The organism is Bacteroidia bacterium, from assembly GCA_025056095.1.
Taxonomy (GTDB): domain Bacteria; phylum Bacteroidota; class Bacteroidia; order JANWVE01; family JANWVE01; genus JANWVE01.
In genome coordinates this window covers 1-18,783 of record JANWVW010000003.1, presented here as the reverse complement: position 1 = coordinate 18,783, position 18,783 = coordinate 1, and the positions used below count along the sequence as shown (strand labels likewise).

The 18,783-nt window shown below is 35.9% G+C and carries 16 protein-coding genes; 7 read left to right on the top strand and 9 right to left on the bottom strand.

Annotated elements, in window-relative coordinates; genetic code table 11:
* Window positions 1-93 precede the first annotated feature (93 nt).
* Window positions 94-1,620, bottom strand: coding sequence for a tetratricopeptide repeat protein (locus tag NZ519_00485; protein MCS7027217.1), 1,527 nt, complete (start codon window positions 1,618-1,620; stop codon window positions 94-96).
* Window positions 1,621-1,871: 251 nt separating this feature from the next.
* On the opposite strand from NZ519_00485, the gene NZ519_00480 reads away from it, so the two are divergent.
* Window positions 1,872-2,594, top strand: a complete 723-nt coding sequence (locus NZ519_00480; protein MCS7027216.1) for a leucine-rich repeat domain-containing protein — start codon at window positions 1,872-1,874, stop codon at window positions 2,592-2,594.
* Between the two features lie 2 nt (window positions 2,595-2,596).
* Window positions 2,597-4,156, top strand: a complete 1,560-nt coding sequence (locus tag NZ519_00475; protein ID MCS7027215.1) for a hypothetical protein — start codon at window positions 2,597-2,599, stop codon at window positions 4,154-4,156.
* Between the two features lie 20 nt (window positions 4,157-4,176).
* Here NZ519_00475 and NZ519_00470 read toward each other — a convergent pair whose 3' ends face one another.
* Window positions 4,177-5,322: a class I SAM-dependent RNA methyltransferase gene (locus tag NZ519_00470; protein MCS7027214.1), complete on the bottom strand. Its 1,146-nt coding sequence runs from the start codon at window positions 5,320-5,322 to the stop codon at window positions 4,177-4,179.
* 107 nt (window positions 5,323-5,429) lie between these two features.
* Here NZ519_00470 and NZ519_00465 point away from each other — a divergent pair, with 107 nt between their 5' ends.
* The gene (locus NZ519_00465; GenBank protein ID MCS7027213.1) at window positions 5,430-7,145 is read left to right on the top strand and encodes an ATP-binding protein; all 1,716 of its coding nucleotides are present in this window, start codon (window positions 5,430-5,432) and stop codon (window positions 7,143-7,145) included.
* Here the strand turns inward: NZ519_00465 and NZ519_00460 are convergent.
* The gene (locus tag NZ519_00460) at window positions 7,142-7,732 is read right to left on the bottom strand and encodes a hypothetical protein (GenBank protein ID MCS7027212.1); all 591 of its coding nucleotides are present in this window, start codon (window positions 7,730-7,732) and stop codon (window positions 7,142-7,144) included. The genes NZ519_00465 and NZ519_00460 overlap by 4 nt on opposite strands.
* Window positions 7,733-7,746: 14 nt before the next feature.
* On the opposite strand from NZ519_00460, the gene tatC reads away from it, so the two are divergent.
* Window positions 7,747-8,595 (top strand): twin-arginine translocase subunit TatC, encoded by an 849-nt coding sequence (gene tatC, locus NZ519_00455; protein MCS7027211.1) that lies wholly within the window; start codon window positions 7,747-7,749, stop codon window positions 8,593-8,595.
* Here tatC and NZ519_00450 read toward each other — a convergent pair.
* Window positions 8,582-9,274: a DUF4337 domain-containing protein gene (locus NZ519_00450; GenBank protein MCS7027210.1), complete on the bottom strand. Its 693-nt coding sequence runs from the start codon at window positions 9,272-9,274 to the stop codon at window positions 8,582-8,584. The two genes, tatC and NZ519_00450, sit on opposite strands and share 14 nt — an antisense overlap.
* A 59-nt stretch (window positions 9,275-9,333) precedes the next feature.
* Window positions 9,334-11,133 carry a tetratricopeptide repeat protein gene (locus NZ519_00445; protein ID MCS7027209.1) on the bottom strand — a complete coding sequence of 600 codons (1,800 nt, stop codon included), beginning with the start codon at window positions 11,131-11,133 and terminating at the stop codon, window positions 9,334-9,336.
* 81 nt (window positions 11,134-11,214) lie between these two features.
* Here NZ519_00445 and NZ519_00440 point away from each other — a divergent pair, with 81 nt between their 5' ends.
* The 3 genes from NZ519_00440 (at window position 11,215) to NZ519_00430 (ending at window position 14,167) form a co-directional block, all read left to right on the top strand.
* Window positions 11,215-11,433, top strand: coding sequence for a hypothetical protein (locus NZ519_00440; protein MCS7027208.1), 219 nt, complete (start codon window positions 11,215-11,217; stop codon window positions 11,431-11,433).
* Between the two features lie 74 nt (window positions 11,434-11,507).
* Window positions 11,508-12,740: a hypothetical protein gene (locus tag NZ519_00435; GenBank protein MCS7027207.1), complete on the top strand. Its 1,233-nt coding sequence runs from the start codon at window positions 11,508-11,510 to the stop codon at window positions 12,738-12,740.
* A 53-nt stretch (window positions 12,741-12,793) separates the two neighbouring features.
* Window positions 12,794-14,167, top strand: coding sequence for a dipeptidase (locus NZ519_00430; protein MCS7027206.1), 1,374 nt, complete (start codon window positions 12,794-12,796; stop codon window positions 14,165-14,167).
* A 75-nt stretch (window positions 14,168-14,242) separates the two neighbouring features.
* On the opposite strand, the gene NZ519_00425 is transcribed toward NZ519_00430, so the two are convergent.
* The 4 genes from NZ519_00425 to NZ519_00410 form a co-directional block, all read right to left on the bottom strand.
* On the bottom strand, window positions 14,243-15,190 hold the full coding sequence (locus NZ519_00425; GenBank protein ID MCS7027205.1) for a hypothetical protein: 948 nt from the start codon (window positions 15,188-15,190) through the stop codon (window positions 14,243-14,245).
* 62 nt (window positions 15,191-15,252) lie between these two features.
* The gene (locus tag NZ519_00420) at window positions 15,253-16,179 is read right to left on the bottom strand and encodes an Atg14 domain-containing protein (protein MCS7027204.1); all 927 of its coding nucleotides are present in this window, start codon (window positions 16,177-16,179) and stop codon (window positions 15,253-15,255) included.
* Window positions 16,180-16,252: 73 nt separating this feature from the next.
* Window positions 16,253-17,515: a hypothetical protein gene (locus tag NZ519_00415; protein MCS7027203.1), complete on the bottom strand. Its 1,263-nt coding sequence runs from the start codon at window positions 17,513-17,515 to the stop codon at window positions 16,253-16,255.
* A gap of 46 nt (window positions 17,516-17,561) precedes the next feature.
* Window positions 17,562-18,500 (bottom strand): GDP-mannose 4,6-dehydratase, encoded by a 939-nt coding sequence (locus NZ519_00410; GenBank protein ID MCS7027202.1) that lies wholly within the window; start codon window positions 18,498-18,500, stop codon window positions 17,562-17,564.
* Window positions 18,501-18,783: the final 283 nt, after the last annotated feature.

Here is an 18,783-nt window from a genome sequence, read left to right as displayed (position 1 = left end):
AGTGCCAAACTGTATCACATTTGGACAATAAGGATCTATGAACTTATTAGTAAATGGCTAAGCCTATAACATCTTTTTGAGTATGTGTAACTATTACTGAAATTTAAGTTCCTTAATTTTTGCACCGTCAAAAATAACTTCCATCTGCGCATCAGGATTCTTAAAGTTATCTCCGTCATAGCTAATACGTTCATAAAAAACGGATACCGTACCATCAGGATTCTTTTTGCCATTAGGGTCCTTGGGGTTACCTATTTCTTGGGTCATTACTTCTCTCTTCTTACCAACGAGCATATTTTCTAATTGTTTGCGAGAATAAAGCCTTTGTGTGCAATTTGGATCAATCCGACATTTGACTAAATTAGCCTTCTCAATTTGTCCACTGCTAATGTACAAACTACGTAAAGCATTGATTAAATCAGCGTTTCGGGGCTGAATTTCGTTAGCCCTTTCTAGATAGCCCAAAGCTATGTTGAAATGTTCTTTTGAACTTTTCTCCATTTCTTCAGATTTAGCCTTATCTTTTAAGAAAAGCTCTTCTGCGGCATCATGTAAACGTTTACCTTCTCGTAAGTAAATAGCACCCAAATCGTATAGAGCATCAAAGTAGGTAGGATTGAGCTCTATTACTTTTTTGTATTGCTCAATTGAGGTTTTGAAGGCGCTAATTTCAGCTTTGTCTTTATCTTTGGGTTCAGAAACTTTGCCGTACAAATAACGAAGTGCTACATCATTTGGGTCCTTTTCTACTTCTTGTTTAAGCTCGTTGATTTTTTGGTCAATTGTGCCTTGGCGGATATAAATATTAAATTCTTCATTACGCATGCGTACTTTGTTAGCAATACAAGCATCTAGTCCTTCTTTAAGAAATTTGTAGGTAGGATCTTTTTCGTTGAAGCCCTTAGTTGATTTTATACTGTCTATGCTTTTGTTAATTTTAGCAATAAGAGCTTCATTGACAGATTTACCTTTTTGAAGAATAGATAAAGCTTGTTCAAAATTTTTCTCTTGATTGTAGATGTTAGATAAAGTTAAATAAGCAGTAGGGTCCTCAGCATTTTTCTCTACTAATTGAGAAAGTGTGGCTTTGGCTAAGGTAAAATCCCCATCAAAATAAGCTGCCTGTCCAAGTACAGTGTGATACTGCAAAGAAACAGGTTTTTTTACATCTAAAGGATTCATGTCGGCTACTTTTTTGAGCTTTTCCTTAGCTGTATTGTACTTTTTTTCTTTGAGTTCTGTAAGCGCTCCATTAAATAAAATTAAAGAAATTTGTGGAACGTAAATTTTTACTAAATCCTCTTTATATTTCCCCTTAGTGTCTAATTCCATAGTTTTTTTGTAGGCTTGATAAGCCTCTTCACCAGCATTAGGATACTTGGCAAACAACTTGGGATTACCAGCGATACCTACCAAAGCTCTTACTCTATAAAAGTAAGCCTTAGGTTCGTTTTTAGTAGACTCATTCGCTAACGCCTCATCTACATTTTTTAATGCTTCCTCAAATTCTCCGTTGTTTAGGTGAATGCCTGCGTTAGTAATTTTACTTTGTTGAGCTAAAATAGTCTGCAAGCTGCAAAGCCAACTAAATAAAATTAAAATCAGAATGTGCTTTTTCATAGTTTTATCTATGCTAATTGATTGTCAAAAGTAAATGAATTAGATTTACAAAAATAGAAAAATCTGATTTTATCTCTAAAAACAGGACAAATTTTTACCTATTTAACCTGATAGAATTTATCTATTCACCAACGCTTAAAAAAGAAAAGCATTAAATTTTTCTATTTGATTATCAGTAGCTTGTACAAAAAAATCTAAATATCCTGCTATAATTTTTGAACTATGAGAAAAATATACTATTTTCGTACAATATGAAATACCTACTTGGTGTCGTTAGTTGGTGGCTATTATGGACTTGGTTGAACTTATACGGGCAATCTCCAAAAGAGCTAAACGCCCCTCATACAGATTTGTACGAATATACTTCTTTGCGCGAAGCACTGAAAAATCCTGAACAAGTATATAAGCTTACTTTGAGAAACGAAAGACTAACCGCGTTTCCTAACGAAATTTTTCAGTTTCGTAACCTCAAGTATCTTAACCTAAGCTACAATGAGATTAAAGAAATTCCTGTGGAAATATACAAGCTTGAACAATTAGAAGTCTTAATTCTTAATCACAATTTTATCCAAAGTATACCGCATACAATCGGAATGTTACAAAATTTAACTGAACTTAACTTAATACGCAATGCAATTACTACCCTACCTGCTGAAATTGGTCTACTTGCTCGCTTGAACATGCTTTGTTTAGACGAAAACTTTATCAAAAAGGTCCCCCCTGAAATTGGAAATCTCAAAAACCTTCGCTATTTAGGTTTAAGTGAAAACGAAATTAACTTATTACCTGAAAGTATTGAAGGACTAACAGCGTTAGAAGTCTTAACTTTAAGCAATAACAACATAAAAGCTTTACCGCCTTGTATTAAACAAATGAAGCATATTAAGGAATTGTATATCAGACAAAACCAAATTCCTGAATTTGAAAAAAAAGTCATAAAAAAATCGTTATCTCAAACGATTTGCTATCTTTGAGCATGAAAGTTGAGCTAAACTCAATCTATCTAATCTTTGTTTTATATTTTTTTTGTTCTGTATCAGCCCAGCCTTTTTACTTATATGAATTGGATGCTACCAAAATACAAAACGACCAGGTTAAAGTTGTTTTGAAATGCCCAAAAATAAATCAAAAACAAATTCATTTTTACTTCCCTGCTTATATTCCCAATAATTATGCGCCTATAAATTATGGTAGATTCATTTCTAAGTTTTCAGTTAAAAATGCTAAGGGCGAATACCTTAAATTCACTCAGAAGGATATTAACACGTATCTCATTTTTAATGCACAAGATATTTACATGATTGAATATATGGTAGAAGATACCTGGGACTTGATAGAAGATAAAAACTACGTATTTGGTGCATCAGGGACAAATATAGACATAGATTGTCTGCTTATCAATGCAGGGGGCTTTTTCGGATATTTTGAAAATTATCAAAATATACCTTTTCATATTAAAATCCTTCATTCTCAACAATGGCATGTGTATTCTTCCTTATTCATTCAAGAAAAAAAAGAACACTATACTCTCTTTTTGTCCCCCAATTACAATCGTTTAGTAGATAATCCAATCATTGCTACGGCTAAGCTAGATACAATATCTATAAAGCAAGATAAAATAGAGTGTGTAACCTCCATATATGCTAACTACAACTACCCAAAAGACACAGTAAGACATATCATTAAAAACGTGCTAACTGGCGTACAGAACTATTTACAATACCCTATCAATAGACAATATCACTTGATTCTACTTCTTCGGAAAGCAGATCCACAAAATAGACAATTAAGAGATATCGGAGCTTTTGGGGCCACCGAGCATACTCACTGCTCAGTTATCCATATACCTGAAGATATGCATGAGTATCATCCACTGGGTACTCCTTATCTCAAGCGTATGCAACAGCTACTTTGCTATAACCTTGTTTATGCTTCTCTAAATGCTAATCTACCTAGTAGTTACTTAGTAGATTTTGATTTTCAAAAAAGCGTACCTACTGCCCATAACTGGTTTTATACAAGCTTTCCTCACTATATTACTCTTCTAATAGACAATAACTATGATTTACACCGTTTATGCTCATGGTTGAGTAAAAAAGTATCATTAGCGAAAAACTATCCCGAAGGTGTCCCTCTTAATAGTTTGAGCTTACATATAGCCGAGTATCCTAATCCTTACGACTTGTTTAGCTATTTTTTTGACTATGGGGTACTGCTGATGTTTTGCTTAGATATTGAAATTATTGCCCAAACTCAAGGAGAAAAAAATCTTTTACAAGTTATAAAGTCTCTAAGTAAAAAATTTGACAAAGAACGACCTTTTACTGAACAAGAACTCATCCCTGCAATTGCAGAACAAACTAACCCTGAAATTCTTCGCTTCTTCCAAAATTATTTTGAAAAATACAACAAACCAAATTATGCAAAGTATGCAGAATTAGTTGGAATAAAATATGAGGATGGTATTTTTATCCCATTAGACACTCAAACAGCGAAGCAAAAACAATACTTAAAAAAATGGCTACAGCTTCCCTAAGTGTACATATCTTTTTTCAGTTACTTATTTTTACTACCTTCGTATAATTCGTACTTTAAGAGCTTGCATTCAATTTTAGCATTATAAAAAGGAATTTTCTTACTGGCATGCAGCCCTATGTATTTTGTTAATGTGTCATTACCCGTAAAAATATATCCTGTATAGCCTTGGCATTTCTGCTTCAAGAAATCTCCAATAGCTTGGTAAGTGTTTTTCAAATTTTCTTCTTGTCCTAACCGCATTCCGTATTCAGGGTTAAATATAATTATTCCTTTTTTATCTTGGGGAATAGGAGTTTGTCTGAAATCACATACCTTGAATTGAATGTATTGTTGTACACCTGCAATAGCTGCATTTGCTTGGGCTGCTTGTATAGCATCAGGATTGATATCTGTGGCAATAATTTTAATATCTAAGTTCTTTTTGACAGCTGCATTAGCTTTTCTACGTATAGCTGACCATATTTTTTTATCAAATTCTTGATAGTGCATAAAAGCAAAATTGTTCCTTAAAATACCTGGCGGTTTGTTAAGTGCCATCATTGCAGCTTCTATTGCTAATGTTCCGCTTCCTGTCATGGGGTTAATAAAATGGGTATTCTTATCCCACTCTGCTGCTAATATGATAGATGCCGCTAAACTTTCCTGTAAAGGTGCTTGAAAAGGATATTTTCTGTAGCTATGTTTAGACAAAACCTCTCCTGACGTATCTAAATATACGCTCACATCATTATTCTTCCAATATAAAAACACTACGGCACCCTTAGGTTCAGGACCTGAATTCGGTCTTTTGCCTATCTTTTGACTCATTCGATCTACAATCGCATCTTTACATTTTACATTTGGATACAATGAATTAATGATAGTAGGATTATCTACAATAGAATCCACTGTAAGATAGCTTTCGGGATTGAGATACTTTTCCCAAGGTATCTCTAAAACTTTTGCATACAAATCTTCTGCGTTAAACGCCACAAAATCTTTAATCCAGTATAAAACTCTGTTGGCTGTCCTTAAATGTAAATTCAAGGTATAAGTATCATGAAAAGTTCCTTGTATTTCAACCGCGGAAGGATATTCAGATACTACAGAAAAACCTAACTGCTCTATTTCCTGCGCTAAATACGGAGTAGTCCTATTTGCACAAGTAATAAGTATTTTATTCATACTGTAAAAATACGCAAGCAATCGCTTTTATTATGTACGAAGAAAATAATGCTATAATTAAAACGAAATCAAGAATTTATTATTTTGTAAATCTTTACCTTTGTAGCATGACAAAGGTATATTTCCCGTATGGCGTAAGTAACTTTGAAATTTTAGTCAAAGATGACTACGTATTTGTAGACAAAACAACTTTCATAGAGAAATTAGAATACACTAAAGAAAGAAACGTAGCATTTTTGCGCCCGCGTAAATTTGGCAAGAGTTTATGGCTTTCTATTTTAGAATACTACTATGACACTAACCAATCACACAAATTTCAGCAACTTTTTGGTAAATACTACATTGGTAAAAACCCTACGCCCTTGCATAACCAGTACAGAATTCTCAAATTTGACTTTAGTGGCATAGACACCGAAACAAAAGAAAAAGCAAAAAGAGGTTTCAGTGTCTCCGTACAAAGTAGCCTGAATAACTTCCAAATACGATACTCAATTTTAACCAAAGAAGCTTCGGAACACATCTTTAATGCGGCAGATGCCGAACAAAAAATTAAGTACTTTTTTGATTATTACCCTAACGACAAGCCCATTTACCTGCTTTTTGATGAATATGACCATTTTACTAACGACATTCTCTACCGAAGCGTAGAGGAGTTTATTGACAGTGTATCCAAGCAAGGTTATGTCCGAAAGTTTTACGAAGTCATCAAAGCTGCAACGCAACAAGGGGTAGTAGATAGAGTATTTATCACAGGCGTATCTCCCTTAACCTTAGACGCTCTGACCAGTGGATTTAACATTCTCACAGACCTTACCCACAGTCCCGAATTTGACACCATGCTCGGTTTTACAGAAAATGAAGTAAAAGAACTTGTCCGTTTAACTCTGCAAGACCCAAGTCGTGAAGATGAAGTCCTGCAAGAAATGAGAGAATGGTACAATGGCTACAAGTTCAGCATACATTCCAGAGAAAGCATCTACAACTCGGATATGGTTCTGTACTACTTAAAAGCATTTAGTACTACTCAAAAAGCTCCTGATAATTTGTTAGATACCAACATTGCACCTGACTATCACAAGCTTAGACAGATGTTTGAAGTTGTCAATTTTGAAGAGAATAAGCAAGTGTTGAGAGAGGTATTAGAAAAGGGCTATGTTACGGCGCCGCTGATTTCACAGTTTAGTTTTAGCCATGATTTTGGTTCAGAGGAGTTGATTAACTTTTTGGCGTATTTAGGGAACTTGACCATAGAGGGGGTAGATGTTACAGGTAGGATAAAGTTCAGGATACCTAACCGAGTGATAGAGAAGTTGTATTGGCAGTATTATGGGTATGTGCTTACGCGGGAAGCAGGGGTAAAGAGTAAAGTTCGCAAGATAGACAAGGCGATAGAGGAGATGGCAAGGAGTGGTTCGTATGAGGAGTTTTTTAGGTTAATAGGTGAGGTATTGGAGGGGCTTTCTAACAGGGACTTTATTGAGTTTAGTGAGAAGCAGATTAAGATGGTGTTGATAGCTTATTTGATGTTAGCGGACATTTTTGAGGTGGTCAGTGAGCGGGAGGTAAGGCAGGGTTATCCTGATTTGATGTTGTTGAGGAAGTCAAGTAATGTATATGAGCATCATGAGTTTGTGATAGAGTTAAAGTACTTAAAGAAAGGTCAGGAGGGGGAGCTTGACAAGGTCAAAGCCGAAGCGCGAGCGCAGATTTTGAGGTATTATGAGCAGGATAAGCATTTGCAAAACAGACCATATTTGCACTTGCTTACCGTAGTGTGTGTCAAAGATGAATTGTATGTGGAAAGAATAAGCACTCTAAATTAAAATTTGTACTCAAACTCTATTTCTGCAATATCCTTCTGCTCTATCCGAATAATTTGAGTAAATGTTTTCTCATTTGCAGAATCTACAACTATGCACACAGGAAATTGGTCCAAAATATATTCCGACAACATGGGCAAATCCTGTACAATCCAAGCAGAAATACGGATATCTTTCCAAGTTATGAACTTAAATTTTTTGTCTTTTTCTGTGTAAAAGTAGATTACAGCAGGTATATCCCAAAATAAGGTATCCTTCTTAGTAAGAGCACTAAAAACTATTTTTTTTCTATTTAGAGTATCTACTCGTAGTGCTGTTTTTCTAACATTATTTTGAAGGTAAATATCTTGAACTGTATCCTTATGGCAAGTGCGAAGCGTTGCAAAATGAGGTCTTTGATTGATGTAAAGCGTTTTTACTTTATTGCCTTTAATAACAAGCAAAATAAATGTGGTATCTTTTTGAAAAGGTGTTTGTTTTATAGTCTGAAAAAATATCTCTCCTTCACTTAGCTCTACAGGAATGGTATTCTGGTTTGTACTGCAAGCATAAAACATGCACATTATCAAAAATATACAACCATATTTCATATCTTTGCAAAGGTATGGGTTGGTTTAGAAAGAAGAAAACTCAATTTGATGATGAGATGTCATTTTTAGAACATTTAGAAGAGTTACGATGGGCAATTATAAGGGGACTGATTGGTTGGGTTATTTTTACTATTGCTGCTTTTGCTATGAAGAACTACATTTTTGGATACATTATTTTTGCGCCTAAAAAACAAACTTTTCTTACCTACCAAATACTGAGAAAAATCGGCGTTTCTTATGCTGCACCTGACTTTCCACTAGTAAGCACTACTCTCACAGGACAATTTACTTCACACCTTTTAGTGTCCATTTATGTAGGTTTTATTTTGGGCTTTCCATTCATTTTTTGGCAATTATGGCAATTCGTAAAACCAGGTTTATACCCTCATGAAATAAAAGCTACACGTGGAGTAGTTGGATATGCTACTTTTTTATTCATAGCAGGATTATTATTTGGATATTTTATCATTACGCCTGTTTCATTGAGCTTTTTAGTACAATACAGCGTAGATGATGCACATACCGTAAAAAATATGTTCCATTTGGGCGACTATATTTCTGTGGTAGCTCTACTTACTTTTGCTTTTGGACTAATTTTTCAAATGCCCTTGATAATTTACTTTTTAGCTAAGGTAGGAATAATGACCCCACCTTTTATGCGCCATTATAGAAAACATGCAATTTTAGGGATATTTATTCTCTCTGCACTGATTACGCCTACCACAGATATGATAACTCAATTGATTGTAGCCATACCCATGTTGCTTTTATATGAAGTAAGTATCTTGATTGCAGGGCGCGTACAAAAACAGAGAGAACAAGCAGAAAAAAACGTAGCGCTAAGTACTTCTACGGCATCATAAAAGCATATATGCTAAATCCTAACGCAATTACGCCTACAATACAGCTCAATATCCACAATCGGTAATTGCGAGCTACCAATGAAATAGGAGATAAAACTAAAGCTAACTGATATAAGCCTTCCGCAATATCGTATTTATCCGATTTTGCATCAGCATTTTGGTATTCCCTTTCATATTTTCTTGCTTCTTTTTCAATTTCTTGTTTTTCTCTTTTATATTCAGCAATTTTAGCCTTATAGTACTCTACTTTTTTGATTTCTTTCTGAACAATATCTATATCAGCAGGATTTTTACTATCCTTGCGCTGAATAATGTCTACTTCTAACTTATCTTTTTCACTTTCAGCTAAGCTTTGTTTGATACTTTTAGCCTGATAAAAACTCCAACTATCATTCGTTTTAACTAAGTTGATAAATAATTCATCACCTGCGGCATTGTTGAGAATACTTGTAACAGCTAAAAAAACTGCTATAATAGACGTGGTAAGTGCATTAAGTTTTTCTAACTGTTCCAACTCTATTTCTTTACGCGTTTTAGGTTTGGACTCTTGTGTAGATGAGTTAGGTAAACTTTCCTGTGGTACTTCACTTTGATTATTGTATGCATTAGCCATATTTATTTGATAGTTTGTTTGTGTATTTTGTTGTTTATCTTGTTCTTTTCTACGAAATTTTATCATAGCCACAAAAATATAAGATTTTTCGTTAAGAAAATGTAAAAAGTGTCAGAGAAAATGACTTAATTTACCTTTTCACCTCTTAGCTCACGTATACGCTTACGAACTTGTGTTATGTATAAACTGCCCGGATAACGTGCCAAAAAGTCTTGATACAAAGCTAATGCTTTATCTTTTTCTTGATAAAATTCATCGTATATTTTAGCAGTTAAGTACATGGCATCATCAGCTAAAATATCGTTACTGTATTTTTCCATAATTTCTTGGTAGCAGGATAAAGCTTTATCTATCTTTTGAAGTGAGGTATAAATTTTTGCTTTCAAGAACCAAGCATCATCTATTACGGGATGAGTAGGATATTTCTGTATCAAAGAGTCCAAGCAGAGTAAAGCTTGTTCCTTTTTATTTTGATAATCAAGTAATTCCGCGCGTGCGTAGTGCCGTAATACAGTAGTATTGCTATCCATAATTGTATTATCTTGAATGAATAAGCTAAGTTTAAGGGCATCGTTAGCAATATCGTTGTGAGTGCCTTGTTTAAGTATTTTTAGTCTACTATTCGCTAATGCAAATTCTCCTTTGTAGTACGAAAGTTGGGCATGTTTGAACTTTGCTAAATTCGCCTGAACGGCATCTTTATTTTGTTGTTGTATTTCTATGTAAATGTTTTCAGCAGTATCAAAATCCCCTTTGATGATGCAAATATCAGCTTTGAGTAGCAAAGCATCTACTCTTTTGAAAGCAGCTGCCGAATTAGAAAGTATCTCTTCAATGTATTTATTAGCTTGGTCAAGATCGTATAGGTAAAATACAGAGAGGTAAGCAATTCTGTACATGGCGTCAACCGTTTTTTGGTTTTTTCCGAACTGTTGTATGTGGTTTTTATAGTTTTGAATAACCGTTTGAATCTCATTTTTGTCTATGGTAGTTTTTTCGGTGGCTTGTAGTTCAGAAACGCGAGCTTTACCCATAGATGCTTTTTCGTGATATACGTCATTAGGATAGCGCTGAATAACGTAATTGTAAGCCTCTATGGCTACGGGATAGTTTTTATTCTGTTCAGCTACTTCGGCAATATCAACTATACGATACCCTCTCTCTTTATTTAATCGGTCTAAGGCTTTTGCTTGAATGAGTGCATTTTCGTAATCCTTGTGTTGCAGGTATAACCAAATTAAAAGTTCTTTCATTACTGTGTTATTTTCATCTTGGGCAATCTCTTGTAATATTCCTTGTTCTGCTTTTTTGAAGTCCTCTTCGGAGTTGATAATGTTGGTTACCTTAGTTTGGACCATTTGTAGCTCATTGGGCTTTTTTTTCAGCAAACGTACAAATTCTGCTACGGCTTGAGTTATGTTTTTTGTTTCTCCGTAGAGTTCTATAAGTTCTTCACTAAAAAGATAATCATCTTTGAAGTAGTTACGTGCTTCTTGATAGGTGCGTATTTGCCAGTAGGGCAAATTTTTTTGACTAAAAAACATTCCCACAGTAACAAAATAGTCTTTATTTACACTTTTAGGTTTGAGCAGGGGCATCCAAGTGCGTTCTGCATCGGTCATTTTACCCCATTCGTAGTAGGTGTAGCCTAATTCTAACGCATAAAGTGGATTTTTCTTTGCTTTTTTAGTAAGCAGTTTTTCGGATTCTACATATTTTTTTTGGGCTACCAGGCAAGTATTGTAGTACATTACATAACTTTCCTCTTGCTTGTTAGTTTCCATTAGCTCTTTGTATAGTTGTTCAGCTTTGTCAAATTCTTGATTATCTAAATATTGTTTAGCTAATTGAGCTTTTTGGATTTCATTTTGGCACACAGCAGATGCTCCACAGAGTACAAAGAATAAAAAAAGCAGGGCGTGCATACATACAAAGATACACTTTTATGTTAAATGTATAACTTTTCAAAGTAAAGGTTAAGTTTTAATTTTTTTGGGCGTGCCCTTGTGGGCATTTCGCTGCGCTCATGCCCACAAGGTCGGCGTGCTACGGGCTACGCTAACGCTTCGGTGCTGCGCTTCGCTGCGCACCGTGCTGACGCACGCCCTCCGCATGCCTCACGCAAGGAATCTCTGAAACGATTGTTTCTTTGTTTCATATACCAAGTTTTAGCTTGTAAGTACTTGTACTTCAAGCTCAAACAAGATAAAGACATGATTGCATAGGTCAATTGCGTGAGGGGCATGGAGCATGCCGTTAGGCAGTACGAAGCGCAGCGAAGTACCGAAGCGATAGCGTAGTGCGGAATGCCCCGACCCTTGCGTCAGCAAGGGGCACGCCCAAAAAAACAAACTATTTTTTAGAGCTAATAATAAGTCAGACTTTTGCATTTTTTACATATTTGCGAAGTATGAAAAAAAACAAAAAAAAGAAAATTTTGTTTGGTGCAGTAGATGTAAATTGGCGCATCAGCAGCTATACAAAATACCTACAAAGCATATACGGAGATAAAATAGAAATTCATTCTTTTGTCAAATCCAGGGTACCCAAAGACCACTACCACACTCAATACACTTACAGTTTTGATTACCAAAAGCTATCAAAGTTTAATCAGTGGTTAATTTCGTTCTACTTTTTTATTGTGGCACTATTTCGCTATGATATTCTGTACTTCATTTCAGGGGAAACGCTGCTTACTCGCAAGTTAATGGCTTGGGAATTAAGATGGCATAAAAAACTAGGTAAAAAAATTATCATGCACTTTGTAGGTTCTGACCTTAGAAGTGAAATTTATGTTCAGCACAAAAACGCTCATATTCAGGAGTATTTAGAAGGTACATTAGAAAATATGCCCCCCAAACAGACTGAATGGCAAAAAAAATTATGCCGTTTAGCCATGCAATATGCGGACTTGATATTAGTATCTACTCCTGACCTGATTGAATTTTTTGACACAAAAGAAAAGGTAAAGTACTTCCCTGTAATGTTAGATTTAGAAGATGTAGAAAATCAAATTAAACATATTATGCCCGAAAAGTACCCGCAGCGAGATAAAATTAGAATAGTTCATTCACCTTCTAACATTAGCTTGAAAGGTACAGACTATATCAACGCAGTAATGAAAAAAATATGTGCCAAAAACTCTGAAATAGAATACATTAACGGAGCAGACCCAAGCTACAAAAACACTACCCACCGCTTGTGCGGACTTACAAGATACAGCTTGTTTGAGCTACTTCAAAAATCAGACATTTTGATAGACCAAATTGTAATTGGTTGGTATGGACTACAAAGCATAGAAGCTATATACTGCCAAAATGAAGTAATTGCTTGGATTGAACCTGAACTTAGAGCTTACTTACCTTCGGATGCGCCTTTTTATATCTGCGAACAAAGTTTAGAGAAAAGCATCATGGAAGCAATTGAAAATGTGAAAAATGGCAGGCGAAAATCCCGCCGAGAGTATGTCATAAGATACCATACATTAGAAAATAGCCCATTTTTAGAGTATATTAAGGCAGTTTTAGATTAAGATGTTTAGAACATTCTTTTTGCAGAGTAAAGAACATTTTATACTTTTAAGCTATGAACGCACAGCTAAGCTATATTGAAGCTAACAAGCAAAGAATGCTTGATGAACTGCTATCTCTGCTACGAATTCCAAGTATAAGCGCAGACCCTAAATATAAAGATGAAGTAAAACGCGCAGCTGAATGGACTGCCGATGCTTTACGAAAGGTAGGAGTAAATTATGTAGAAATATACCCTACCGACGGGCATCCGATTGTTTATGCAGAGCATATTATTGACCCCCAAGCGCCTACGGTTTTATGCTACGGACATTATGATGTACAACCCCCTGACCCGCTAGAACTATGGGACTCACCACCTTTTGAACCTGTTATTAAGGATGGAAAAATTTACGCGCGCGGTGCCGCAGACGATAAAGGGCAATTTTACATGCATATTAAAGCCTTTGAAGTAATGAAGAATACCACAGGTATTCCTTGTAATATCAAATTTTTAATTGAAGGTGAAGAAGAGGTAGGTTCGGATAATTTGTATCGCTTCGTAAAAAACAACGCCCAAAAATTAAAAGCAGATATTGTCCTAATCTCGGATACTCACATTATTGCTAATGACATACCTTCTATTGAGTATGGACTAAGAGGACTGTCTTACATGGAAGTAGAGGTTACAGGTCCGAATAGGGATTTACATTCAGGCTTGTTCGGTGGTGCAGTAGATAACCCTATCAATGTACTTTGCAAAATGATAGCTTCGCTCAAAGATGAAGATAATCGGATTACTATACCTGGTTTTTACGACAAAGTAGTAGAGTTGAGTGCAGAAGAACGTGCTTTCATCAATCAAGCGCCTTTTGACCATGAAGAATATTGTAAATCTTTGGGCATTGCTGATACAAACGGAGAAAAAGGTTATACAGTATTAGAACAAACTTCAATTCGCCCTACTTTGGACGTAAATGGTATTTGGGGGGGCTACACAGGTGAAGGTGCAAAAACGGTCCTTCCTTCAAAAGCCTATGCCAAAATTTCTATGCGTCTAGTGCCTAACCAAGATCCACAAGAAATAAGTCAATTATTTGAAAAGCATTTTCTTAGCATAGCTCCAAAAACTGTAAAGGTCAAGGTAACGTATCACCATGGGGGTTATCCTGCGGTTACGCCAATAGATAGCCCAGGTTTTCAAGCAGCCAGCAAAGCGATGGAAGCAACTTTCGGTAAAAAGCCCATTCCTACTCGAGGAGGAGGTTCTATTCCTATTGTTGCTTTGTTTGAACGAGAATTAGGCATTAAATCCGTGCTTATGGGCTTTGGCTTAGAATCCGATGCTATTCATAGCCCAAATGAGCACTATGGCATATTTAATTATTTCAAGGGAATAGAAACTATTCCCCTTTTTCATCAATACTTCGCATCTTTGTGTAAAACCTAAATGTAATTTTGGCGACTCTGCAAAGAGCAAGAGTCGCCAAAAAGTTTTTCAAACTATACCAAAATTACTTCAATTCTAATTTACATAAACTATTCTTTCGTTACCGTTAATAGTAACTTTGGCAACCTTATCGCAGGCACCATCGCCGTAAGCATCGTAGTCAAGCGTCATAGTTGTTCCTGAACTTGTAAGTGTCAATGTCCATACACCTGTAACAAAAGTACTTGCACATCCAAGTTTGACTTTTTTGTATAGCGGAGTAGTGATATTGACTGTAAAAGCTTCTCCATTTCTATTCACACCAGATCCTGTACCTGTTACAGAATACTCATCATCCCAAGGATTGAGCGGAGTAGTATAGCCTTTTGTTTTAGTAATAACTCGGTTGGATGTCCAAGTAATTGTTTTGCCATCAGGAGTGATAGCACTAGCGTTTGTTACTGTCAAAGTAAATTGAGGTTGTCCCGAAGCATTATTGCCATTATTGATCAGCTCTCTTTTACCTGTATATTGGGTCATTCTCAACTTGTCAAAACCAGCGTAGTAGTTAATTAAGGTCATAGAAGCTTTAGCATTAAGTGTTTTGTAAAACCCTGTATCTACTCTAAACACAATAATACCTTTACGATATTTACCATCATTACAAACTACAGGAGTGTTGCCGAAATTTATCTCAATTTTTTTGTAAGCGCCTGAGTCGCTCACAGTAACCGAAGTCCTTGCAGAGTCTTGAGGTAGAACCCACAAAACTCGCCGAATCCCAGTAGTACGTTGTACACCAGGTGTCGCATTTGCTTCTACATCTGAAATATCCTTAGCGTTTTCAAATTCCGATTCTATCATTCCATTATCTTCCGCAGCTTGAATACTTTCCAAAATTTGTTTGGGATTTTCTTTTTTGCGACAAGATACAAGCGCTAATGTACTTACTAAAAGTATTGCACTTAGCTTGACTATCTTACTCATAGTTAATTGATTGAACGTAAGTAAGTATACAAACGCCGTGCCAAAAATTAGAACCATCGTATTTTTAAAAGCAAAAAGCTTTACTTTTAGCAAACGTTGGTAACAAAAATAAGATCAATCTACTTAACTTTGAAGCTCCCTTTCCCTATCAAATATCCGTTTTCATACACTTCTACGGTGTGATTTCCAGGCTTATACTCAACTGGATTGGCATATACTAATGATACTTCTTGGGCAGATTGAGTATAGTTTATAGTTTTTGAGGTAGAATAAGTTTTCTCACCATCCACAGTTTTAATTTTTCCACTGCCTTTGTTCATATCTTGGCTTACGCTACCATCAGGATTGATATAGACAATGTATAAAGTCCGCTCACCTTTATCCGCAACTTTATTTTCAGCAATAGTAAAGCGCATTTTGATTTTGCTTATTTTACGTGCTTTGAAAGGTTGGTCATCGTCTTCTTTACCATTTTCCTTTATCATGCTAAACTTAAAGTCCTCTGCTTTCAGAATAGATGCCGTTTTAACTTTTATATCCAATTCTGCAATTTTATCGTCTTTTTCTATCGTTTTTCGTTTAAGTTCCTCATTATCTTGCTTAAACTTCTCTAAGTCAGCTTTTAGTACTTTATTTTCACGAACCAATGAATCTATTCTGTTTTGATATTTTTCTACGTAGTATTTGAGTTGGTCAATTTGCTCTTTTAGTCTTTTGATTTGTTCTTTATCCAAATTTCCTTTTTGAATTTGCGCACGGATCTGTGCTTTTTGTTTCTCAATGTACTCATTTTGTGCTGCTACTATGGAATCTAACTCTCTTATTCTACCTTTTTGACTAATCACAATCTTATTTACTTCATCTAATTCTTTTTCCAAGTCAATCGTTTCGGTTTTTAGACTATCTCGCTCTTTGACTACTCTATCTCTGTACTCAATTACTTTTTGCCGATTAAGTGCAGTGTAAGCTAATGCAATCACTAACACTACGATAATGGATAAAAAGACAATACGCTCTATATTGCGTTTTTTTGCATCTTGTACCATAGTAAAAATTGAAAAATACGCTTGCAATATTAGAAAAAAACAAATAAACCACGATTAAACGATATCATTTTGCTCATGATTCGCGCAAATATACTAACCTAATCTGCTTCATTTTTACGCACACACCTGCATACATGTCTAAACTTGTATTTTGACCTTGAACTTGTACTTTAAATTCTACTTCGCTAATAACAGGATACTTGTAGCCTGCGCTAAAAGTTTGCCCAAAACGGATGGAATTCGGCTTTTTATCTATCAGACGAATTTGAATAGGTTTACCTATGCGTTTGAGAAAAAAATCTTCGTATTTGTATAAAGAATCATAAGGAGATAACATTTTTTTTGAACCAAAGTAAGGAATAGATTGACCTGGGAACATTAAGGTCTTTACTTTTTCTAACTCATTGTTATTGACTAAGCTTGCTATGTTTTCTAATAAGTTTTGCACTACTTCTGCATTTTGATGATAAAATGTAAGCCATTCTTGGTGTACATTTTCAGTAAGTTTTCTCAAATCGGGGCTATCTTGTACGCCGCTGGTTCTATCATTAGGGGAGGGAATGAAGTCTGTTCGAGGAATTTGACCAGAAAGTTCAGTTACATGCAGGTAAGGCACTTTGGTGTCGTATTGTTGGTTGTCTTTCAAGTGTTTAATAGACAGCCGCAGAATGCGCTCTGTCATATCTAAATAGGGACAATACACAGCAATAACTAAATTATCTCTAACAAACAAGCATAAAAATTCTTTGGTAGTGCTGCGCATCCAAGAGCGAACAGTAAGATGCTGCCCAACAAAAATTCTAAACAGATTTTTGTCATCTTCGGGCATTCCTGGGGTAAGCAGCTCATAAATTTTAAGGATATCATTTTTACCTTCTATGGCACTTTTTTCATCTTTGAACAGATAGTAGTTGACGGTAAAAGAAATAGCGCTATCTTTTCGCAGAAATCTGTTGAAATAAGCTGCTTTGAAGCCTAAGCTTTTAATGTGGTTGAGAAAAAATTGCAGTTGAGACTTAATTTGTGTGCGTGTTTCTTGTTCCAAAGGCAAGGTTTGAGTTAAGTCGTCAATCATTTGGCTTTCTTGGCGATAGTTTTTGTAGCCTACTGCTTCAAGGTCTTTTTGTGTTAAGGTCAAGGTAGGTAAGTCTTTGGTTGTATAGGTTGGTTTTGAGCATGCAAGTAAAAAATAGAATATAAGGTAAAGTATGATATTTTTTATTTGGGCGTGCCCCTGCGCTGACGCTTGGGTCGGGGCATTCCGCACTGCGCTATCGCTTCGGTGCTTCGCTGCGCTTCGCACTGCCTTACGGCATGCTCCATGCCCCTCACGCAAAAACGAACAAATGATATACCTTGCGCTTTTAACACTCATCAACCTCTTAACCTTCTTTTAGACTCTTTTGTTTATCCTTGAACCATTGTACAGTCTTTTGTAAGCCCGTTTGAATGTCCACAGTAGGTTGCCAGCCCATTTCCTGTTGTATCTTTTGGTAACTAAGCACAGAACGAAATTGTTCCCCTTTTTTTGCAGGTGCAAAGCGCCGAGGTGCACTTTTACCTGTATATTCGTTGATATAGTCAAAAATTTGGATAACGTTAGTTTCCACTCCTGTACCCACATTAAAAGCCCCTGACTTTGGATAATGTAGGGCTAAATAAGCAGCTTGTACTACATCGCTTACATATACATAATCGCGAGTTTGTAGACCTGTACCGTTAATGTAAGCAGGTTCATCGTTAAGTAATTTTTGACAAAATATAGCTACTACGCCTGCTTCCCCTTTTGGGTTTTGGCGAGGTCCATAGATATTGGCTAAACGTAAAGACACATAAGCTAATCCATGCACTTGATAGTAGTAGTACAAATACTTTTCTACGCTCATTTTGGCAATTCCATAGGGCGAGAGCGGTTGAATAGGATGTTTTTCATCAGCAGGAAAATATTCTTGTTCGCCATAGCCTGCCCCACCTGTGGAAGCAAAAATAAATTTTTTTGTACCAGCCTTCAGTGCAGCTTCTAATAAGTTGATTGTCCCGATGATATTTACTTGGGCATCAAATGCGGGATTATCCACAGACTTGCGAACATCCATTTGTGCCGCAAAATGATAAATAACTTCATACTTCTCTTGTATTACCAACTGTGTACTCTCCTCATCTAAAATATCCAAAAAGTGAAAAATTGCCTTAGGATGCACGTTCTCACGCTTGCCCGTATAAAGATTGTCTATTACGTGCACTTCGTGTTCTGCTTCAATCAGTTTATCTACAATATGAGAAGCAATAAAGCCCGCTCCCCCCGTAACTAATATTTTCATACCACAAAAATAGAAATAGTCAAAAAACGAAGTAGTTTCTTTTTTGTACCTCAACCTTACCACTACTTTTGCCGATAGTTCCAAGCTAAAACTTATCTAAACTTATTGCTCTATTGAGTATTTTGCAATTTTTGCCACACTTTGAAGAAGAGAGCGCTTCAAAGAGGTACTTTTTTGTACATTTTAGTTAGTTTGATTAAAGATAGTTTTTTTGGGCGTGCCCCTTGCTGCGCAAGGGTCGGGGCATTCCGCACTGCGCTTCGCTTCGGTACTTCGCTGCGCT